16 protein-coding genes are annotated in these 20,554 nt (G+C 70.8%); 4 read left to right on the top strand and 12 right to left on the bottom strand.

Annotation, left to right across the window (positions count from 1 at the left end; genetic code table 11):
- Window positions 1–178: 178 nt before the first annotated feature.
- From smc to RNB18_RS13800, 3 genes are all read right to left on the bottom strand, one after another.
- Window positions 179–3,754: a chromosome segregation protein SMC gene (smc, locus tag RNB18_RS13790; RefSeq protein WP_311714402.1), complete on the bottom strand. Its 3,576-nt coding sequence runs from the start codon at window positions 3,752–3,754 to the stop codon at window positions 179–181.
- A 222-nt stretch (window positions 3,755–3,976) separates the two neighbouring features.
- Window positions 3,977–4,180, bottom strand: coding sequence for a hypothetical protein (locus tag RNB18_RS13795; protein WP_057616507.1), 204 nt, complete (start codon window positions 4,178–4,180; stop codon window positions 3,977–3,979).
- A 382-nt stretch (window positions 4,181–4,562) separates the two neighbouring features.
- Entirely contained in the window at window positions 4,563–4,844 is a 282-nt protein-coding gene (locus tag RNB18_RS13800; RefSeq protein WP_311714403.1) for an acylphosphatase, read from the bottom strand.
- 175 nt (window positions 4,845–5,019) lie between these two features.
- Here RNB18_RS13800 and RNB18_RS13805 point away from each other — a divergent pair, with 175 nt between their 5' ends.
- A complete protein-coding gene (locus RNB18_RS13805; RefSeq protein WP_311714404.1) occupies window positions 5,020–6,099 on the top strand; it encodes a CAP domain-containing protein in 1,080 nt (359 codons plus the stop codon).
- Window positions 6,100–6,177: 78 nt separating this feature from the next.
- The gene (locus tag RNB18_RS13810; RefSeq protein WP_311714405.1) at window positions 6,178–6,579 is read left to right on the top strand and encodes a winged helix-turn-helix transcriptional regulator; all 402 of its coding nucleotides are present in this window, start codon (window positions 6,178–6,180) and stop codon (window positions 6,577–6,579) included.
- On the opposite strand, the gene mutM is transcribed toward RNB18_RS13810, so the two are convergent.
- From mutM to recG, 8 genes are all read right to left on the bottom strand, one after another.
- The gene (gene mutM, locus RNB18_RS13815) at window positions 6,552–7,412 is read right to left on the bottom strand and encodes a bifunctional DNA-formamidopyrimidine glycosylase/DNA-(apurinic or apyrimidinic site) lyase (RefSeq protein ID WP_062045808.1); all 861 of its coding nucleotides are present in this window, start codon (window positions 7,410–7,412) and stop codon (window positions 6,552–6,554) included. The genes RNB18_RS13810 and mutM overlap by 28 nt on opposite strands.
- A 105-nt stretch (window positions 7,413–7,517) precedes the next feature.
- Window positions 7,518–8,336 (bottom strand): ribonuclease III, encoded by an 819-nt coding sequence (gene rnc, locus RNB18_RS13820; protein WP_311714761.1) that lies wholly within the window; start codon window positions 8,334–8,336, stop codon window positions 7,518–7,520.
- Window positions 8,337–8,355: 19 nt separating this feature from the next.
- Window positions 8,356–8,529, bottom strand: coding sequence for a 50S ribosomal protein L32 (gene rpmF, locus RNB18_RS13825; protein ID WP_006139588.1), 174 nt, complete (start codon window positions 8,527–8,529; stop codon window positions 8,356–8,358).
- A gap of 2 nt (window positions 8,530–8,531) precedes the next feature.
- Complete coding sequence (locus RNB18_RS13830; protein WP_057616496.1) at window positions 8,532–9,176, bottom strand: YceD family protein; 645 nt, start codon at window positions 9,174–9,176, stop codon at window positions 8,532–8,534.
- A gap of 133 nt (window positions 9,177–9,309) precedes the next feature.
- Window positions 9,310–10,383, bottom strand: coding sequence for an ATP synthase F0 subunit B (locus RNB18_RS13835; protein ID WP_311714407.1), 1,074 nt, complete (start codon window positions 10,381–10,383; stop codon window positions 9,310–9,312).
- 57 nt (window positions 10,384–10,440) lie between these two features.
- Window positions 10,441–10,920 (bottom strand): pantetheine-phosphate adenylyltransferase, encoded by a 480-nt coding sequence (gene coaD / locus RNB18_RS13840; protein WP_057616492.1) that lies wholly within the window; start codon window positions 10,918–10,920, stop codon window positions 10,441–10,443.
- A 26-nt stretch (window positions 10,921–10,946) separates the two neighbouring features.
- Window positions 10,947–11,534 (bottom strand): 16S rRNA (guanine(966)-N(2))-methyltransferase RsmD, encoded by a 588-nt coding sequence (gene rsmD / locus RNB18_RS13845; RefSeq protein WP_311714408.1) that lies wholly within the window; start codon window positions 11,532–11,534, stop codon window positions 10,947–10,949.
- A gap of 41 nt (window positions 11,535–11,575) precedes the next feature.
- The gene (gene recG, locus RNB18_RS13850) at window positions 11,576–13,777 is read right to left on the bottom strand and encodes an ATP-dependent DNA helicase RecG (protein ID WP_311714409.1); all 2,202 of its coding nucleotides are present in this window, start codon (window positions 13,775–13,777) and stop codon (window positions 11,576–11,578) included.
- A gap of 168 nt (window positions 13,778–13,945) precedes the next feature.
- Between recG and RNB18_RS13855 the strand changes: the two genes are divergently transcribed.
- Window positions 13,946–15,781 (top strand): HSP90 family protein, encoded by a 1,836-nt coding sequence (locus RNB18_RS13855; protein ID WP_311714410.1) that lies wholly within the window; start codon window positions 13,946–13,948, stop codon window positions 15,779–15,781.
- Window positions 15,781–18,738 (top strand): tetratricopeptide repeat protein, encoded by a 2,958-nt coding sequence (locus RNB18_RS13860; RefSeq protein WP_311714411.1) that lies wholly within the window; start codon window positions 15,781–15,783, stop codon window positions 18,736–18,738. The genes RNB18_RS13855 and RNB18_RS13860 overlap by 1 nt, the downstream gene beginning before the upstream one ends.
- Window positions 18,739–18,751: 13 nt before the next feature.
- Here the strand turns inward: RNB18_RS13860 and RNB18_RS13865 are convergent, their stop codons facing one another.
- Window positions 18,752–20,455: a DAK2 domain-containing protein gene (locus RNB18_RS13865; RefSeq protein ID WP_311714412.1), complete on the bottom strand. Its 1,704-nt coding sequence runs from the start codon at window positions 20,453–20,455 to the stop codon at window positions 18,752–18,754.
- Window positions 20,456–20,554 lie beyond the last annotated feature (99 nt).

A 20,554-nucleotide genomic window follows, 5' to 3' on the forward strand; every position in this document is an offset into this window, starting at 1 on the left:
TCGGGCCACCGGCAACGCTGCCGGCTGGGGGCGACCCTTCCAGATAGGTGGTACCTGAAGGTAAAAACAACATTGCCGAGACTATGCCTTCAAGTTTCGAAGTCAAGAGGGCAAGTGGTGTGAGATAGGAGGCACGGCGGAACAACTTGTGTTCAAGTCTTGAAGCATTGAGGGAGGGCTAGCGGAGGCGCTGTGAAATCACCTTCGACACACCGTCGCCCTGCATGGAGACGCCGTACAGCGCGTCGGCGACCTCCATGGTCCGCTTCTGGTGCGTGATCACGATGAGCTGCGAGGCCTCCTGCAGCTCCTGCATGATGCGGATCAGCCGCTGCAGGTTGGTGTCGTCGAGGGCGGCCTCGACCTCGTCCATGACGTAGAACGGGCTGGGCCGAGCCTTGAAGATCGACACCAGCAACGCCACGGCGGTGAGAGAGCGCTCGCCACCGGAGAGCAACGACAGCCGCTTGACCTTCTTGCCCGGCGGCCGCGCCTCGACGTCCACGCCGGTGGTGAGCATGTTGTCGGGGTCGGTCAGGATGAGCCGGCCCTCGCCGCCGGGGAAGAGCCGGCTGAAGACACCCTCGAACTCCCGGGCCGTGTCCCGGTAGGCCTCGGTGAAGACCTGCTCGACGCGTTCATCGACCTCCTTCACCACTTGAAGCAGGTCGGTGCGGGTCTTCTTCAGGTCCTCCAACTGCTCACTGAGGAACTTGTGCCGCTCCTCCAGCGCCGCGAACTCCTCCAGGGCGAGCGGATTGACCTTGCCGAGCTGCTGGTACGCCCGCTCGGCCGCCTTGAGCCGCTTCTCCTGCTCGGCCCGGTGGAACTGCTTCGGCTGGTTGCGCGGATGCTCCGGATCGTCGGGCAGCTCCTCGCCCTCGGCGGGCGGAGAGGGCGGTACCGGCTGGTGGGGGCCGTACTCATCGATGAGCCCCGCCGGTTCGACACCCAGTTCTTCCAGCGCCTTGGTCTCCAGCTGCTCGATCCGCATCCGCTTCTCGGCGCCGAGCACCTCGCCGCGGTGGACGGAGTCGGTCAGCTTGTCGAGCTCGGACTTGAGATCGCGGCCGGTGTTCCGCGCGGCGGTCAACTCCCGCTCCCTGAGCGCCTTGGCGGCGTCGGCGGCGGTCCGCTCCTCGTCCGCGCGCGCGAGGGACACCTCGACGTGGGCGAGCAGCTGCCGCGTACCGGAGGCGACGGCTTCGGCCACGGCGGCCTCGTGCCGCAGCCGGGCCCGCCGCTGTTCGGCACGCGCGCGTGCGTCTCGCTCCGCACGGGCGGCACGGTCGAGGGAGTCGGCCCGTCCGGCAAGCCCCTTGACCCGCTCCTCGTGGGTACGGACCTGGAGGCGGGCCTCCATCTCGGTCTGGCGGGCATTGGCGCCGTCGGCGGCGAGACGGTCCCGTACCGACGTGTCGGGCTCCTCCTCCACCGGCATCTCCTCGGCGACGGCGAGCCGTTCGGCGAGTTCCTCGACCTCTTCGAGCGCCTTCTCCAGGGCGTCCTGCGCTCGCGTGGCGGCCGCGGTGGACCGCTCCGCCTCGCCAGCGGCACCTTTCGCCTGGCCGGCGAGGCGGCCGAGCTGCTGGGCGACGGCTGACTTCTCCCGGTCAGCGGCGCGGCGGCGCTCTCCGAGCTCCTCCACTCGGGCCGTGCACTCCTTGCGGTGTGCCACCACCGCGTGCTGGGCCTCGCTGAGTTCCTCGCACTGCACGGCCAGCTCTTCGAGTTCGGCGGCGGCCTGGTCGACGGATGCCTGTACTTCGAGGAGGCTGGGGGCGCCCGCGGAGCCGCCGTGCGCGAAGTGGGCGCCGAGGAGGTCGCCTTCGGCGGTCACTGCGGTGAGGTGGGGGTTGGCGTAGACGAGGTCTTCGGCGTCTTCGAGAGTGCCGACGACGACGATGCCGTGGAGCAGGCGGCGGACGGCCGGCATGAGGTCGGACGGGCCGCGGACCAGATCTGCCGCGTGGTGCCGCGTGGCGTCCGCGGGCACGTCGTGGCTGGTCGCGCCCCCAAAGGGCGTATCTTCTGGGGCCCCTGCCAAGAGGAGTGACGCTCGGCCCGCGTCCTGTTTCCGCAGCAGCCTGATCGCGTCGGCCGCCGCCGAAGGCGAGGTCACCGCCAGGGAGTCCGCCGCCGCGCCGAACGCCGCGGCCAGTGCCACCTCGTGCCCCGGTCTCACCGTCAGCAACTCCGCCGCCGGACCCAGCAGTCCGGTGAGACGATCCTTCGCGCCGAGCAGCGCTCCCGTCCCGTCCTTCCTCCGCAGTCCCATTGCCAGCGCCTCGTGCCGGGCCTGCGTCGCCGCGCGTTTGCGTTCCGCCGCCGTGACCGCCTCTCGGGCCACCGTCAGTGCTGCCTCCGCCTCGGCAAGCTCTCGCTTCGCCGCGTCGTGCCGCTCCGCCAGTTCCGCGTCGCCCGCGTCCAGGCCGTCCACCTCGGCCTTCAGCGCCTCGTACTCCTCCTGCGCGGCGACCGCCCGCTCCTGGGACTCGTCCCGGGCGGCGGCGAGGCGGTCGATCTCGGCCTGGGCGGAGGCGGCGCGGGAACGGGCCGCGTTGACCTGGCCGCCCAGCCGGGCGAGGCCTTCGCGGCGGTCGGCGATGGCACGGGCGACGTCCTTCAGTCGCCGTTCCTCCTGGGTGAGTTCCCGCTCCAGGTCGGCGCGGTGCGCGACCGTGTCCTCCAGGGCGTGCTCGGCCGCCTCCAGCGCAGCCTCCAGCTCGGCCTCCTGCTCGCGGATGCGAGCGGCCTCGCGCTCCATGTCCTCGGGGTCACGGCCCCGCCGTTCCTCGGGCGGCGCCGAGGTCGCGCTCTTCACCCGCGCGTCGGCCAGCGAGACCGTGCCGCGCACCCGCTCGGCGAGCTGGGAGAGCTCGTACCAGGTCTGCTGGGCCCGCTGGAGCCGGGGCGTGAGCTGTCGGACCTCGTCCTCCAGCAGGGCCTCCCGCTGGAGGGCCTTCTTCAGCTCTAGCTCGGCGGCGTCCTTGCGTTCCTTCAGCGCGGCCTCGTCCGCGACCTCGGTCTGGAGCGCCTGCCGCAGTCGTACGAGATCGTCGGCGAGCAGCCGCAGGCGGGCGTCTCGCAGGTCGGCCTGGATGACGGCGGCCCGGCGGGCGACCGCGGCCTGGCGGCCGAGCGGCTTGAGCTGGCGCCGGAGTTCGTCGGTCAGGTCCTGCACGCGCGCGAGGTTGGCCTGCATCGCGTCGAGCTTGCGGAGGGCCTTCTCCTTGCGCTTGCGGTGCTTGAGGACTCCGGCGGCCTCCTCGATGAAGGCCCGGCGGCCCGTCGGGTCGGCGTGCAGGACGGAGTCGAGCTGGCCCTGGCCGACGATGACGTGCATCTCGCGGCCGATGCCGGAGTCGGAGAGCAGATCCTGGATGTCGAGGAGGCGGCAGGTGTCGCCGTTGATCTGGTACTCGCTGCCGCCGTTGCGGAACATGATCCGCGTGATGGTGACCTCGGCGTACTCGATGGGCAGGGCGCCGTCGGAGTTGTCGATGGTCAGGGACACCTCGGCGCGGCCCAGCGGCGGGCGGCCGGTGGTGCCGGCGAAGATGACGTCCTCCATCTTGCCGCCGCGCAGCGACTTGGCACCCTGCTCGCCCATGACCCAGCTGAGCGCGTCCACCACGTTGGACTTGCCTGAGCCGTTCGGCCCCACGACACACGTGATCCCCGGCTCGAACCGGAGCGTGGTCGCCGAGGCGAACGACTTGAACCCTCGGAGGGTCAGCGCCTTGAGGTGCACGCCGCTGGACTCTACCTTCCGGGGGTGTCTCACTCCATGAACGCGTTGTTGCCCGCGGTTTCACCGTTGAACGTGCAGGGCACACCAAACGTTAAGAGAGTGAAAGGATGCACGGGGGCAAGAAAGAAGGGACGCCGAAGCGTCCCTTGCAAACTCTGACAACTTAGCGGTTGATACAGGCCGCCCAACCACTGCGTGAGCTGTCGTGGAGCGATGCAGTGATCAGGTGAGCGCAGGCTCCGCCTGGTGTGCGTCGATGCTCTCCAGGAGACTTTCGTGAGAAGCGGCAGCCGCGAGCGCGTCGTTCTCGGCCTGAATCCGTACGAGCTCGGATTCCAGATCCTGTACGCGCTGCTGGAGCCGTCGCATCTCGGCGAGGAGTCGAGGGTCGGAGCCGCCGACGTAACCGAGAAGCGCCTTTGCCATGATGGATGGTCCTCCACACTGAGTGACCGACCGAAGCGGTGTGGGTCGTGAGGGATTCGCACCCGCGGTGCTTGACACTCTTGAGTTCATGTTGCTGTTCATCCATGCCAAACAGCCAAGGTGCGCGGGGTGCTTTCAGCGTCTCACCAAAAAGTTTGACGGTCAACACGATCACGCCCCGTATTGGCGGACAACCCGGTCCGGCGCGACCTGAGACGGCGGCGCTGCGGCTCCCTCGGGGCCCTCGGGACGTGACGATCAGTCTTAGCCGCGGAGCTTGCCACGGCACGGCCTTCTTGGCAACCACCAGCGACTTCCTGCTCCGGGCAGGTGCCAGTGGCATGTCCCTCCGCTTCCGCCTGGGCCGTTTTACAGAAACGGCTCATCGGATGGCGAAGCCGTCGTAACCCCCACGAGGTGTGTCCCAGATCTCGGTGACACCGTCTACGCGGCCGGGCGTGTCGTCACCCAGGAGCCAGTCGAGGAGTCCCTGGCATCCCTTTCGCGGGCCCTCCGCGACCACTTGCACGCGTCCGTCGCCCAAATTGAGAGCAAAACCACTCAGGCCACCGATCTCCAGGGCCTTGGCCCGCGTGAACCAGCGGAAACCCACACCTTGGACGCGTCCGCGCACCCAGGCGACCAGTCGTACATCCTCGCTCATGGGTGCAACCTAACCGGCCAATGTCTCTCTGGGCACTCCCTCCCCAGGCGCCATGCGGTACTGTCCGCTGCCAATGAATCTCATACGAAACTCACTCGATGGTGTGGGTTTTGTGACTTTGGTTGACCCGGGGGGACGCGTCGACCTCACGAACGAGGACTAGGAAGGCAAGCACATGGGACGCCACCGACGCTCCGCCGCCGGCCGCGCCGCCACGGGCCGCGCCACGGGGGTAACAGCGACACACGACTCCTACGGGAGCGGTTACGACCCACAGGACTCGTACAACTTCGCCTCGGCGGGCACCGCGACCTACCGAGGTCAGGAAGACCCCGACCCCTACGCGCGCAGTGACGCCTACCTGTTCGCGTCGGAGGAGGAGTACGCGCTCTACCGGGGCGAGGGCTACACGCCCGCCGACGGTTCCCGGCGCAGCGGGTCGCACCGCCGGCGCAAGAGGAACCTCGTGACGCCGGTCAAGACCGGGCTGCTCGGGGTCTCGGCGGCCGTCGCGATAGGCACGGTCGCGGTCGCCACCGGTGTGGTGCCCGGCCTGGACAACTACAAGCTCGGCGGCGGCAGCACCACCGGCGGCGATGTGCAGGCGGCGGGCTCGCCGACCAACTCCCCGGCCGAGCAGGGCGGCAACTCCGGCAGCGCCGACAGCCGTGAGGACGGCAGCTCGACGAGCCGGGACGCCGACCGCGCCTCCTCGCCCTCGTCCTCGCCGTCCCCCTCGACCTCGACGGCCACTCCGACCGAGAAGCCGACGAAGAAGCCGGCGGCCCCGCCGAGCAAGAAGCCGGAGACGACGCCTTCCCAGAAGGAGAAGGAGCCGGCGAAGAAGGAGACCACCGCGCCCGTGGAGGTCTCCAACGAGGCCGCCGCGGCGGCCGAGGTGCTCAGGCTCGTCAATGCCGAGCGGGCGAACGTCGGCTGCAGCCCGGTCGCCGCCAACAGCGCGCTGGCCGATCTCGCCGGGGCCTTCAGCAAGGCCATGGCCGACCAGGGGTTCTTCGACCACACCGACCCGAGCGGCGCCACGCCGTGGGACCGGGCCGCGCAGGCCGGGATAACCAGCCTCGGCGGCGAGAACATAGCCCGGGGCCAGTCCGACCCGGCGGCGGTCATGGAGGCCTGGATGAACAGCCCCGGCCACAAGGCCAACATACTGAACTGCGACTTCAAGACGCTGGGCGTGGGTGTGGTCTTCGGTTCGGGCGGCCCCTGGTGGACGCAGGACTTCGGCTACTAGAGGACACTGAGGCAGATTGCGCTAACTTATGGTTAGTGCAATCTGTTGGTTAGTACTGTCTTCCAGTACGCTCGTGATATGGACACCACGCAGCAGCCCCTGGAGGCGCGGGACCTCCCGTACGACGTCTTCGCCAAGGTCTGCCCCTCGCGCGGCACGCTGGAGCATGTGACGGGCCGCTGGGGCGGACTCACGCTCGGCGCCCTGTACGAGGGCTCGCTGCGCTTCAACGAGCTGCGCCGCCGGGTCGACGGCGTCAGCGAGAAGATGCTTTCCCAGACGCTCCAGGCGCTGGAGCGCGACGGCCTGGTGCACCGCGAGGCCCAGCCCACCAACCCGCCCCGGGTCGACTACGAACTGACCCCGCTGGGCCACGAGGTCGCCGAGCGGCTGCTGGGCCTCATCCACTTCGTCGAGGGCCGCATGGACGACGTCCTGGCCGCCCGCGAGCGTTACGACGTGACGCGCGGCGCCCGCTGACACCTCGGGCAGAAGTAGCTGGACCGGTTCATCCAGGGCCGTCGGCGCATCGGCGTACCGCACCGCTTGCACGGCAGCCCCTCCCGGCCGTACGCGTCGAGGGACCGGTCGAAGTAGCCGGACTCGCCGTTGACGTTGACGTACAGGCTGTCGAAGCTGGTGCCGCCGACCGCGAGGGCCTCGTTCATCACGTCCCGGACGTGGCCCAGGAGTTCGGCCGTGCGCGGGCGCGTGAAGTTCGCGGTGGGGCGCTCGTAGTGGATGCGGGAGCGCCAAAGGGCCTCGTCCGCGTAGATGTTGCCGACTCCGCTGATCAACGACTGGTCGAGCAGAGCCCGTTTGATGGTGCTGCGCTTGCGGCGCAGGGCCTGGTGGAAGGCCTCGTCGTCGAAGAGCGGGTCGAGAGGGTCGCGCGCGATGTGCGCGATGACGTCGGGCAGGCCGTCCGGGGTGTTGTCGTGCAACGACAGCCCGCCGAAGGTCCGTTGGTCGACGAAACGAAGCTCGGTGTCCACGTCGTCCGCGAACCTCACCCGGATCCTGAGGTGCTTCTCGTCGGGTGCCGCATGCGGCTGGACCAGCAGCTGGCCGCTCATGCCGAGGTGGGCCAGGATCGACTGGTCCGTGTCCTCCAGGGGCAGCCAGAGGTACTTCCCACGGCGGCTCGGGGTGCCGACGCGGCGGCCCTTGAGGCGGTGCGCGAAGTCGTCGGCACCGGCGAGGTGACGGCGGACCGCGCGCGGGTGCAGCACCTCGGCCTCGGCGACCGTACGGTGGGCGACCCACCGCGCCAGGCCCCGCCGTACGACCTCGACCTCGGGCAACTCGGGCATGGGCTCCCCCGTCACGGACCGGTGTATGAGCGAGCGCCCGCCCCGGTGTTCAGGGGCAGGCGCTCGAATGCGCTGTTCTTCCGGACGCGCTGGAGCTTCCAGGCGTCAGGCGGAGACGGACGACGGACCTTCATCGTCGTCCTTGGCGGCTTCGACGACCTCAACGGCCTCGACGGCCTTCTCGGCTACCGCCTTGGCGCGCTCGTCCGCGGCGGCCCGGATGGACCTCCAGGCGGACTCCGCGGCCTGCTGCTCCGCCTCCTTCTTGCTGCGGCCGGTGCCGGTGCCGTACGAGACGCCTCCGACGCGGGCGGCAGCAGTGAAGGTCTTCTCGTGATCGGGGCCGGTCTCCGTGACCAGGTACTCGGGCACGCCGAGCCCTTCGGTCGCGGTGAGCTCCTGGAGACTGGTCTTCCAGTCCAGGCCGGCACCGAGGTTGGAGGACTTCTCGATCAGCGGGTCGAACAGGCGGTGCACCAGTTCGGAGGCCGCTTCGAGGCCCTGGTCGAGATAGACCGCGCCGATCACCGCTTCCAGGGTGTCGGCGAGGATGGATGCCTTGTCCCGGCCGCCTGTGCCCTCTTCACCACGGCCGAGCCGGATGAAGGAGCCCAGGTCGAGCCCTCGGCTGACCTCCGCCAGTGCGCGTGAGTTGACCACCGCGGCCCGCAACTTGGCCAGTTGGCCTTCGGGCAGGTCGGGGTGGGTGGTGTACAGCGTGTCCGTGACCACGAGGCCGAGCACGGAGTCCCCGAGGAACTCCAGCCGCTCGTTGGTCGGCAGACCGCCGTTCTCGTACGCGTACGAACGGTGGGTCAGCGCACGCACCAGAAGGGCGGACTCGAGTTTGTACCCGAGCCGCCCTTCCAACAGCGTGTGGGACGAGGCCTGGTTGTCGCCCGCGTTCTTCTTCGGCGTGGACACAGTGCCTCTCACCAGCCGCTCAGACCTCGAGGACCTGGCGCTTGTTGTAGGTGCCGCAAGCCGGGCACGCGATGTGCTGCAGCTTGGGCTCGTGGCAGCGCTCGCACGCAACCAGGGTGGGGACCGCAGCCTTCCACTGCGACCGGCGGTGGCGCGTGTTGCTGCGCGACATCTTCCGCTTCGGAACAGCCACGGCTACTTCTCCTGCTTCTCGTCGACGCCAGGTTCGGCGCCGCTCATCTCGTCCTTCTCGCCGTCTTCGAGTGAACCGGCGAGTCCCTGCAGTGCCGCCCAACGGATGTCGACGGCGTCGTGGTGGTGGTCCGGGTCGTCCGTGAGCCGGGCTCCGCACTCGGAGCACAGGCCCAGACAGTCGTCCTGGCACACCGGCTGCATCGGCAGTGCGAGCACCACCGCATCGCGCAGCACGGGTTCGAGGTCGAACAGGCCGTCCTCGATGAAGAGCCTGTCCTCGTCTTCCTCGGCGTCGTCGGCCGGTTCCGCTTTCACGCGGCCACGGTCGTCGGCGTCAGGGTACGAGAACATCTCCTGGAAATCCGCTTCGAGCACCAGCTCAAGCGGCTCCAGACACCTTACGCACTCCCCCTCGGCCTGTGCACGGGCGGTGCCTGTGACAAGCACACCTTCCATGACCGACTCGAGGCGGAGCTCGAGCACGACCGGGGCGCCTTCCGGCACTCCGATCACTCCCTGGATACCGAGATCCTTGGGAGCGTCGATCTCACGGGTCAGGCGCTGCAGCGCGCCAGGACGCCGCCCCAGCTCGTGTGTGTCGAACACGAGAGGGTTGCGGTGGTCGAGGCGGGCGTTCAGGGCCATTCCTGCTTTCGATCTTCGAGCTCAAAGGGTCGCCGCCCTTTCGGTGCTCCCGGGCAGCGTTGATCGCGGACGTACGCGCGACCGAAGAGCCAGGATACTGGACCTTTCGCTCACGGCCCAATCCGGTGGTCTCTTACTGGCCGCGACCCTGCTCGTACGCCCTCAACTGCTCCGGCGTGATCATGCCCGTGTCGAAGAGGCTGGTCTCGTCCAGGGCGTAGCTCTGCTGCGACGGGTGGGCCTGCTCGACCTGCTGGGCCTGCTGGGCCTGGTTCGGGTCGTACTGCTGCTGGTCGTAGCCCTGGTAGGCATAGGGATCGGCCTGCTGGTAGCCGTACGGGTCCTGCTGGGCGTAGGGATCGGGCTGCTGCTGATAGGCGGCGTAGGCGTCGCTCTGCTGCTGGTAGCCGTATGCGTGCTGCTGGGCGTAGTCCGGCTGCTGGGCCGGCTGCTCGGACTGGCCGCGGGCCAGGGTCCGGGCGTCCTGCTCCGCGAGGGCGGTGAGGTCGGCGAGGTAGTCGGCGTCGCTGGAGTGCTGGACGGTGGAGGTGTCGTCGGCGAGGGCGCCGAGGTCGTCCGTGGCGATACGGCCGTGCAGCTTCTGGCGGCCGCGGCCGACGGCCTCCAGGGTCTTGGCGAGGACGGCCTCGAAGGCGCCGAGCTTGACGTCGACGTAGGAGTCGGCGTCCTTGCGCAGGGTCTCGGGGTCGTGGCTGCGCTCGGGGGCGTCCTCGTCCTCGTAGCCGTTCTCGTCGAGGCCCGGGCCGGTGCCGAGGAGCTTCTCGCGGCCGCGGCCGACCGAGCCGAGGGTCTTGGTGAGGACGACCTCGAAGTTGGCGAGCTTGGAGTCGACGTAGTCGTCGGCCTCCGCCCTGACCTCCTCGGCCTCCTGGCGGGCCTCGTTCAGGATCCGGTCGGCCTCGGCCTGGGAGCGGCGGGCGACCTCGGTGTCGGAGATCAGGGAGCCGCGCTCGGCATGCGCCTGCCCGATGATCCGCTCGGCCTCCTGGCGGGCCTGCTCGACCATCTGCTCGCGGTCGCCGATCAGTTCCTGGGCCTGCGCGAGGGAGCCGGGCAGGGCCTGGCGCACCTCTTCGAGCATCGCGAGCAGTTCGGCGCGGTTGACCATCACCGAGGCCGACATGGGCATCGACCGGGCACCGGAGACCGCGGAGACGATCTCGTCGAGCTTCTTCTGCACGTCCACCTGTGCTCGCCACTCTCTACAGCTGTGTTGGAGACGGACGGGACGACTGTAGTCCCATCAGTCCTTGCGCAGGCGCTTGTTGAGTGCCTCCAGGACCAGCGGCGGGACCAGGTGGGAGACGTCTCCGCCCCAGGTCGCGACCTCCTTGACGAGCGAGGAGGACAGGAAGCTGTAGGTGGGGTTGGTCGGGACGAAGAGGGTCTCGACGCCCGAGAGGCCGTTGTTCATCTGGGCCATCTGGAGCTCGTAGTCGAAGTCGCTGACCGCGCGCAGGCCCTTGACGATGGCCGGGATGTCGCGCTCCTTGCAGTAGTCGACGAGGAGGCCGTGGAAGGCCTCCACGATCACGTTGCCGTACTCGGCGGTGACCTCGCGGATCAGGTCGATCCGCTCGTCGATCTCGAAGAGGCCCTTCTTGGACTTGTTGATCATTACCGCGACGTAGACCTCGTCGTACAGACGGGAGGCGCGGGAGATGATGTCGAGATGTCCGTTGGTGATCGGGTCGAACGACCCGGGACAGACGGCGCGGCGCACTTGAGATCCCTCGCTCTCCGGTCCGGTCATCGTGCGTCTTCGCACGTAGAGGCGGCGCGACCGTACCAAAACGTTCCCTCGCCGTAGCGACGGGCCTTGACCGCGTCGAAACCGGGCGGCCACTGGAATTCTCCGCCTCTGGTGCTGCGCTCCACGGTGACCAGGGCCTCGGGCGCTAGCCAGTGTTCGGTGCGGAGTGTGAGGAGAATCTCGCGAAGATCGTGATCTGTGACTCGGTAGGGCGGGTCGAGGAAGACGAGGTCGTACGGCTCTGTCGGTGCCGGTTGTTGAATGATCTGTTCCGCTTTGCCTGCCCGTACCTCGGCGCCGGGGAGGCCGAGGCTCTTGACGTTCTCGCGGATCGTGCGGGCGGCTCTCGCGTCGGCCTCGACCAGGAGGGTGTGGCCCGCTCCGCGGGAGAGGGCTTCCAGGCCCACGGCACCTGAGCCTGCGTACAGGTCGAGGACCCGTTCGCCGTCCAGGGGGCCGCCGAGGAGGGACTGCCAGGTGGAGAAGAGACCTTCGCGCGCGCGGTCCGAGGTGGGACGGGTTCCGTTGCCCGGCGGGACAGCCAGGCGGCGTCCGCCGGCTCTGCCCGCGATCACGCGAGTCATCTTCGGTCCTTGTTCGGGGGATGGTTACGGGATCCAGTTTCTCAGCCCTTTTCCAAGTACTGCTCCCTCTCCTCGTCCAGGAGCGCGTCCAAGGCTGTGCGCAGGCCGGGAAGTCCCGTCAGCTCGGGATCGGCCTCCACCACCGCCGTCGCCTCCTGCCTCGCCTCCGCGATGATCTCCTCGTCCTCGATCACGGCGAGGACCCTCAAGGAGGTGCGGGCGCCGGACTGGGCCTGGCCGAGGACATCGCCCTCCCGGCGCTGCTCCAGGTCGATGCGGGAGAGTTCGAAGCCGTCGAGGGTGGCGGCGACCGCGTTGAGGCGTTGGCGGGCCGGGCTCGCCTCCGGCATCTCCGAGACCAGGAGACAGAGACCCGCCGCCGAACCGCGGCCCACCCGGCCGCGCAGCTGGTGGAGCTGGGAGACGCCGAAGCGGTCGGCGTCCATGATGACCATCGCCGTGGCGTTCGGGACGTTGACGCCGACCTCGATGACCGTGGTGGCGACCAGGACGTGGGTCTCGCCCGCGGCGAAGCGGCGCATGACCGCGTCCTTGTCGTCGGGGTGCATACGGCCGTGCAGCACCTCGACCCGCAGGCCGCTCAGGGGGCCCTTGGCGAGCTGGTCGGCGATGTCCAGGACGGCGAGCGGCGGGCGCTTCTCGGCCTCGTCCTCCGCGGACTTCCTGGCCTTCTTCGGGTCGTCCTCCTCGTCGCCGATGCGGGGGCAGACGACGTAGGCCTGGTGGCCGTTCTCCACCTCCTCGCGGACCCGCTCCCAGGCCCGGGCGAGGAAGTGGGGCTTGTCGGCGGCGGGGACGACATGGCTGGCGATGGGTGAGCGGCCGGCCGGGAGCTGGTCCAGGACGGAGGTCTCCAGGTCACCGAAGACCGTCATCGCGACCGTGCGCGGGATGGGCGTGGCCGTCATGACGAGGAGGTGGGGCGGCTGCTTGCCCTTGCCGCGCAGGGCGTCCCGCTGCTCGACCCCGAACCGGTGCTGCTCGTCGACCACGACCAGGCCCAGGTCGTGGAACTGCACCTTGTCCTCGATCAGCGCGTGCGTCCCGATCACGATCCCGGCTTCACCGGTGACCAGATCCAGCATGGCCTGCCTGCGCGCGGCCGTCCCCATCGAACCGGTGAGCAACGTGACTTTGGTGCCCTGCTCGGACCCGCCCAGCATGCCGCCCTCGGCCAGCTCCCCCATCATCTCCACGATCGACCGGTGGTGCTGCTGGGCGAGCACTTCGGTGGGGGCCAGCATGGCGGCCTGCCCGCCGGCGTCGACCACGGCGAGCATGGCGCGCAGGGCCACCAAGGTCTTTCCCGATCCGACCTCGCCCTGCAGCAGCCGGTGCATCGGATGGTCCGTCGCCAGGTCGTCGAAGATCTCCTTGGAGACCTTCTGCTGCCCGTCCGTGAGCGTGAAGGGCAGTCGGTCGTCGAAAGCCGAGAGGAGGCCGTCCGGAGCGGGTTTCCTCGGTACCGCCGGGAGTTGGGCGTCCGCGTGGCGGCGGCGGGCCAGGGCCACCTGGAGGACGAAGGCCTCGTCCCACTTGAGGCGGGCGTGGGCGTCGGCGATGTCGGCCTTGGTGTGCGGGCGGTGGATCTTGAGGAGTGCCTCGGGGAGGGGGACCAGGCCGCGCCCCTCGCGGAGTGACTCCGGGAGGGGGTCGACCGCCTCCTGGGCGCTCGGCAGCACCGTCTGGATCGCCTTGCCGATCTTCCAGGACTCCAGTTTGGCGGTGGCGGGATAGAGGGGGATCAGGGCGCCCGCCCAGGTCTCCACCGTCTCCTCAGCATCCCCACGAAGCAACTCGTAGGCCGGATGCGCCAGTTGGAGGCGGCGGTTGAAGAGGGAGACCTTGCCGGCGAACATCGCGCGGGTGCCCGGCAGGAGCTCCTTGTGGGGCTTGTGAACGCCGTGGCCGAAGAAGACCAGTTGGAGGCGGCCGCTGCCGTCCGTGATGGTGACCTCCAGGCGCTGTCCCTTGCCGCGCGGCGCCTTGGCGGAGGCGAAGGTGTGCAGACGGGCGTCGGCGACCTGGGCGACGACGGTGGCATGCTCGTCCATCGGCAGGTCGGCGAGGTGGGTCAGCTGCCCCCGCTCCTCGTATCTGCGCGGGTAGTGGTGCAGGAGGTCGCCGACGGAGTGCAGGCCGAGATGCTCGGCCATCACCTTCGCGGTGGCGGGGCCGAGCACCTTCTTCAACGGTTCTTCCAGTGCGGGCACGAGATCCATTGCACACCACACCACTGACATTGCCGTATACATACTGGGAAACCCCTGGTCAGACGGCTGGTTGGGGACTTAGGATGGCGCGCTCCGGCCATCCCCGCGGATCCCCGCCCCACCCGGGACCGCCCGACCCCGCGCCGCGCGAACGTTCCTCCCACCGGCGCTGCGACGATGGATTCCCAGACCTCACAGTCATCACAGACACCCCAGGTACCTCAGCAACCTCATACGTTTCAGGTCGACCTGCGCGGTCTGGTGGACCTCCTCTCCCATCACCTCTACTCCAGCCCGAAGGTCTATCTGCGCGAACTGCTCCAGAACGCGGTGGACGCGATCACGGCCCGGCGGGCCGAACAACCGGACGCCCCGGCCCTCGTGCGGTTGTACGCCGAGAACGGCGCCCTGAGGGTCGAGGACTCCGGGGTGGGGCTCACCGAGGCGGACGTGCACAGCCTGCTGGCCACCATCGGACGCAGCTCCAAGCGGGCCGAGGGACTTCAGGAGGCCCGCTCCGACTTCCTCGGCCAGTTCGGCATCGGTCTGCTCGCCTGTTTCGTGGTCGCCGAGCGGATCCGGGTGGTCAGCCGCAGCGCCCGTACGCCGGACGCGCCACCCGTGGAGTGGACGGCGAGCGACGACGGTTCGTACGAAGTGCGGACGCTGCCCCCCGAGGCCCGTCCGGAGCCGGGGACCACCGTGCACCTGGTCGCGCGGGCGGGCGCCGGCGAGTGGCTCACGCCGGAGCGGGTACTCCGGCTCGCGCGGGACTTCGGCTCCCTGCTGCCGTACGACGTCCGGGTCGGCGACGAGGCGGTCACCGACCTGCCCGCCCCCTGGGACCGGCCCCACCCCTCCCCCGCCACCCGCAGAGTGGCCCTGGCCCGGCACTGTCACGAGCTGTTCGGCTTCACCCCGCTGGACTCGATCGAGCTGAACGTGCCGCTCGCCGGGATCCGGGGCGTGGCCTACGTCCTGCCGTCGGCGGTCAGCCCCGCCCAGCGGGCGACTCACCGCGTCCATCTCAAGGGCATGCTGCTGACCGAGCGGGCCGAACAGCTGCTGCCGGACTGGGCGTTCTTCGTGCGCTGCGTCCTGGACACCGACAGCCTGCGTCCCACGGCCTCGCGCGAGTCGCTGTACGAGGACGAGACGCTGGCGGCCGTACGGGAGGCACTCGGGGAAAGGATCCGGTCCTGGCTGACGGGCCTCGCCGCAGGGGATCCGGAACCGCTCGCGGCCTTCCTGTCCGTGCACCACCTGGGCGTGAAGTCGCTCGCGCGGCACGACTCGGACATGCTGCGCACGATGCTGCCGTGGCTGCCCTTCGAGACGACCGACGGGCGGCTGTCGCTGGAGGAGTTCGCGCAGCGGCACCCGGTGGTGCACTTCACGCGGACCGTCGAGGAGTACCGGCAGGTCGCGCCGATCGCCTCGGCGCAGGGCGTCGGGGTGGTCAACGGCGGTTACACGTACGACAGCGACCTGGTCGAGGCGCTGCCCTCGGTGCGGCCGGGAACGGTCGTCTCCGAGTTGGACGCGGACACCGTCACCGCCCACATGGACCTGGTCGACCCGGCCGAGGAGCTGGCGCTGTCCGGTTTCCTGGCGGCCGCGCGGGCCAGGCTCGATCCGCTGGGCTGTGACGTGGTCCTGCGTGCGTTCCGGCCACTGTCCGTGCCCGCGCTGCACCTGGACGACCGGGACGCCCGGCACGAGCAGGCGCGTGCGGAGGCCGAGGACCGGGCCGACGACCTGTGGGCGGGCATCCTCGGCTCGCTGCGCGGCAGCGCCCCCCGCGCGCGTCTCGTGCTGAACCATCTCAACCCGCTGGTACGGCGGATCGGTGCGCTCGGCGATCCGGAACTGATCGGCACCGCCACCGAGTCCCTGTACGGGCAGGCCCTGCTGATGGCCCAGCGCCCGCTCAGGCCCGCGGACTCGGCCTTGCTGAACCGGGCCTTCATGGGCCTGCTGGAGTGGGCCACGAACGGCGAGGAGGGCCTGTGATGAGCGGGATCGACGGGATGGACGGCGACCACGGGGTCACGGGCTTCGACGCACTGCGCCGTGCGATGGCGGAGAACGCCGAGGAACCGGAGGGGCCCGCCCGCAACGCGCGCGCGGAGCAGCTGCTCGCCGAGGCCGAGAAGCTGAACATCCCGCTCGCGGTGATCGAGGCACTCGGACACCAGCTGAAGGTCTACAACTACAGCTCCGAGAAGGCCAAGATGTTCGTCCCCTTCGCGCGGCTGCTGCGCATGTGGGACGAGCGGCCCGAGGACTTCGACGAGTACGAGACGCACTCCCTGCACTGGGTCTTCAAGTGGATGACGACCGGCATGCTCGACCAGCCGCACATCCCGCTCGCCGCCATGGAGAAGTGGCTCGGCGAGATGGAGCACCGCTACCGGCTGGCCGGGCACTCCGAACGGGCCGTGCGCAGCGCCGAGTACAGCGTGGCCGCGCATGTCGGGGACCTGGCGCGGGCCGAGCGCGCGTACGCCGCGTGGCTGGCCGCCGACCGGGACGTCATGGCCGACTGTCACGCCTGCGAGCTGCACGAGCAGGGCTGGTGGCAGGCGCAGCGCGGGAGGGACGAGGAGGCGCTCGGGTTGTGGGCGCCGGTCCTGGAGGGCGAGTTCACCTGCGCCCACGAGCCGCACGCGGTCCTCGCGTCCTCGTTGACGCCGCTGCTGCGGCTGGGCCGCCTCGACGAGGCACGCGCCAACCATCTGCGGGGGTTCAGGCTCGTGCGGTCCATGGAGAGCATGCGCAGCGCCTACGCGGACCATGTCGAGTTCTGCGCCCTCAGCGGCAACGAGGCGCGCGGTCTGGAGCTGCTCGCGGAGCGTCCCGCGTACTTCACGGACGACGGTCATCCGCGCAGCAGGCTGGACTTCACGGCCGTGGTGGCCCTGCTCATGGACCGGCTGACCGAGCTGGGCCCGGGCGACCGGCCGGTGCCGGGACCCGCGGGCCGGTCCTGGACCGCGGCCGAACTCGCCGCCCACGCGCGCGCAGAGGCCCTCGCGCTGGCCGCCCGCTTCGACGAGCGCAACGGCACGGCCCATGTCAGCGAGCGGGCACGCGCGCGGATGGCCCGACGTCCGCTGGTGGAACGGCTGCCTCTGGGAGTGCGGGCGGTGCGGACGGCCGCCGCTGCCGCGGTCGTGCCACCGGCCCCGGTGACTGCCCAGGAGCCCGGTCTGCCCGCGCTGATCGCCGAGGCGCGGCGGCTGTCGGACACCCTTCAGCCGAACGCCGTCGAGGCGTGGGCGGCGGTCGCGCGGGCCGCGCAGGGCGTTGAGCTGGACCCGCGCGACCGGGCGGAGATCGCCGACCACGAGGCGATGGACCTGGGTCCCGGGGGAACCGAACTGTTCGAGCAGGCCGCCGAGTTGTACGCGGAGGCGGGCGATCCCGGCGAGTCGCTCGCGGCACGCGCGCGTGCCGCCTATGTACGCGCGCTGGCGAGCGAGGTGGACGAGGCGCTCACCGTGGTCGCCGGGCTGTACGACGAGGTCCTCGCCCTCTACTCCGTGGACGACACGGGCGTACGGCAGACGGCGTCGGTGCTGATGTCCCGGGCGCGCATCCTGATGCGGCGGGTGCACGAGGCCGAGGAGGACGCGGTCCTCCCGGAGGCGGAACAGGCCGTGCGGGAGGTGCTCGCCCTCGTCGAGGGACGGACCGGGGACGACGTGCGGCTCGCCGCGCGGGTCGCCGAGGCGCAGGCGATGCTGGCGGAGCTGGCCTCGCGGGCCGGGGACGTGGAGGCGGCCGCAGAGCTGTTCACATGGGCCGCGGCGGGGTTCGTGGAGGCGGGCCTGCCGTGGTTCGCGGTGGAGTACGAGGCCCGCCTTGCCGGGCTCATGCACCACCTGGGCGATCCGGCGGGGACCGAGCGGGCGCTGCGGGCGGCCCTGGAGCACGGCGGCCCGCACCTGGAGGCGATCGGGCGGGCCCAGCTGCGTCTCCAGCTCGCCGAGGTCGTCGGCGGCCGGGGTGACGACGAAGAGGCGGCCGAGCACGCCCTGGAGGCCGCTCACTGGGCCGACGAGGCCGGGGAGGGCCCGACGCTGGGTGCCCTGGCCCGGCACCAGCTGGGCGGGTTCCTGCTGCGGCAGGGCCGGTGGGCCGAGGCCGCCGAGGTGCTGGAGTCGGCGCTGCCCGACCTGAGCGCCGAGACGCACGGCGACGGGACGGTCGTACAGACGCAATGGTGGCTCGGTGACTGTCTGAGCGAGCTGGGCGAGCACCGGGAGGCGGCAGAACGACGCCTGCAGGCCGCCGAGATCGCCCGGCACTGGCCCGAGCAGCACGACCACGCGACGCTCGCCCACCTCGCCGCCGAGTCCCTCGGGGCCGCGGGTCTGCCCGTCGAGGCGGATCGGGCGTACGCGCGCGCGGGCGGCCTGTGGCGGGACCTCGGCAACGTCCACGGGCTGATCCGCTCCCTGCGCGCCCGCGCGTGGCTCGCGCTGCGTGCCGAGGACGGGGCGGACGCGGCACGGGAGCTGATGACGGAGGCGGTCCGGGAGTGCGAGGTCGCGCTGGGCGAGACGCAGGCCGAGGAGGAGGCGTGGCAGCGGCTCGTCGGCGAACTGGGGCACACCCACCGGCAGTTCGGGGACCTGCTGGCCCGTTCCGTGCCCGAGGACGCCGAGGACGACTCGATCCGGGCGGTGCTGGAGGAGTCGCTGGCCCAGGTGGTGGAGGCGATCGTGGTGTTCGCCTCGCTCGGGGACGACGCCCTGGACGCCCGGACCGGTGCCGAGCTCGCGGCGGGCTGGCTGGCGGCGGACCTGAGCCGGCCGGCGGAGGCGGCGGCACGCGCGCGTGCGGTGCTCGACGCCTATGGCGGCACGGACGGCTCCGGCGAGGTTCGCGACGACGAGACGGCGCGGGCCCGGCGGGCCGAGGCCGAGCAGATGCTGGGCCTCATGGAGGAGCAGGACAGCTGAGCGCCCAGGGGTGCTATTCGACCCCGATGAGCAGCACGGCTCCCTGCCGTCCGCCCCGGTACACCACCGTGTCGACGGCGAGGTACGACTCCCGTACGCGCGTCTCCAGGTGGTCGGCGACCGCCTCGGGGGCCTCGTCGCCGAGGACGAGGGTGACCAGCTCGCCGCCGGCCGAGAGCATGCGGTCGAGGACGGTCTCGGCCGTGACGGTGACGTCCGAACCGATCACGGCCACGTCCCCGTCGATGAGGCCGAGGACGTCACCGGCCTGGCAGATGCCGGCCATGGTCCAGGACTGGCGTTCGGCGACGGCGATCTCGGCGTAGCGGGTCGCGCCGGCCGCCGAGGTCATCTGGACGACGTCCTCGTCGAACCGGCGCTCCGGCTCGTGCACGGCGAGCGCCGCGATGCCCTGGACCGCGGAGCGCGTCGGGATCAGCGCGACGCGGATGCCCTCCGCGCGGGCCTGCTCGGCCGCGGCGGCCGCGGTGTGGCGCAGGTCGGCGTCATTGGGCAGCAGCACGACCTCGCGCGCGTGGGCACGCCGTACGGCCTCCACGAGCTCCCCGCTCGCGGGCGGCTCCCCGGGCCGGGCGAGCACGGTGGTCGCGCCGGCCTCGGTGTACAGCCCGGCCAGGCCCTCGCCGGGCACGACGGCGACGACGGCCCGCTGGGCGCGCTCGCGGGGCTGCCGTTCGGCGCCGGTGGTGTGCACGTCACCGAGCGCGAAGTGCGTGATGCGGATCCGGTACGGCCGCCCGGCCTCGATGCCCGCCTCCACGGCGGCGCCGGCGTCGTCGACGTGCACATGGACGTTCCACAGCCCGTCGCCGCCGACCACCACGAGCGAGTCCCCGAGCCCGTCGAGCCGCTCCCGCAGCCGCGCGACGGCCGTGTCGTCGGCCTCCAGGAGGTAGATCACCTCGAAGGCGGGGCCACCGGTGCCCGGGGCGTCGGCGCACCCGTCGGGGGAGGCCGTGGCGGCTTCGGAGGCGGCCGCGGAGACTTCGGTGGAACCTGCTTTCGGAAACGTCCCGCTCATCACCGGCACCGCCCTGGGCGCCTCGCCCGTGAACGTCTCCACCAGCGCCCCCAGCACCGCCACCAGTCCCCGCCCGCCGGCATCCACCACCCCGGCCCGCTCCAGGACGGCCAGCTGGCCGGGTGTCGCGGCGAGGGCGGCGCGCGCGCCGTCGTAGGCGGCCCGGGCCACCGTCCCGCAGTCGCCCTCCGCTGCCTCGGCGGCGTCGGCGGCGGCCGAGGCGACCGTGAGGACCGTGCCCTCGACCGGGTGGGCCACGGCCTGGCGGGCGGAGTCGGCCGCGTGCCGCAGGGCGAGCCGGAGTCCCTCGCCGTCCGTGTGAGCCGTCTCACCGTCGGCGGCCAGCACCTGGGCCATGCCCCGCAGCAGCTGGGCGAGGATCGTGCCCGAGTTGCCGCGGGCGCCTATGAGGGCTCCGTGCGCCATCGCGCGCGCGGCGTCGGCCAGCGCCGGTTTCCCCGAGCCGTGGGCGTCGTGACCGTCGAACACGGCTTCCACGGCCGCGGCCGCGGACTCCGCCGTCAGATACAGGTTCGTGCCGGTGTCCCCGTCGGCGACGGGGTAGACGTTGATCGCGTCGATCTCCTCGCGCGCCCGGCCCAGCGCCCGCAGCGCGAGACCGCACCAGGTGCGCACCGCGAGAGCATCGAAGAATGTCTGCGGCACGTGTGCCACCTGCGCCTCCTCGGGCTGCTGGACTGGACGCAGCGTAGACCCCGGGTGGGTGTCCACCGGAAGTGGGCCGGGAGCGAGTGCCTGGTCAGCCATGGTAGT

The organism is Streptomyces doebereineriae (assembly GCF_031845645.1).
Lineage (GTDB): Bacteria > Actinomycetota > Actinomycetes > Streptomycetales > Streptomycetaceae > Streptomyces > Streptomyces canus.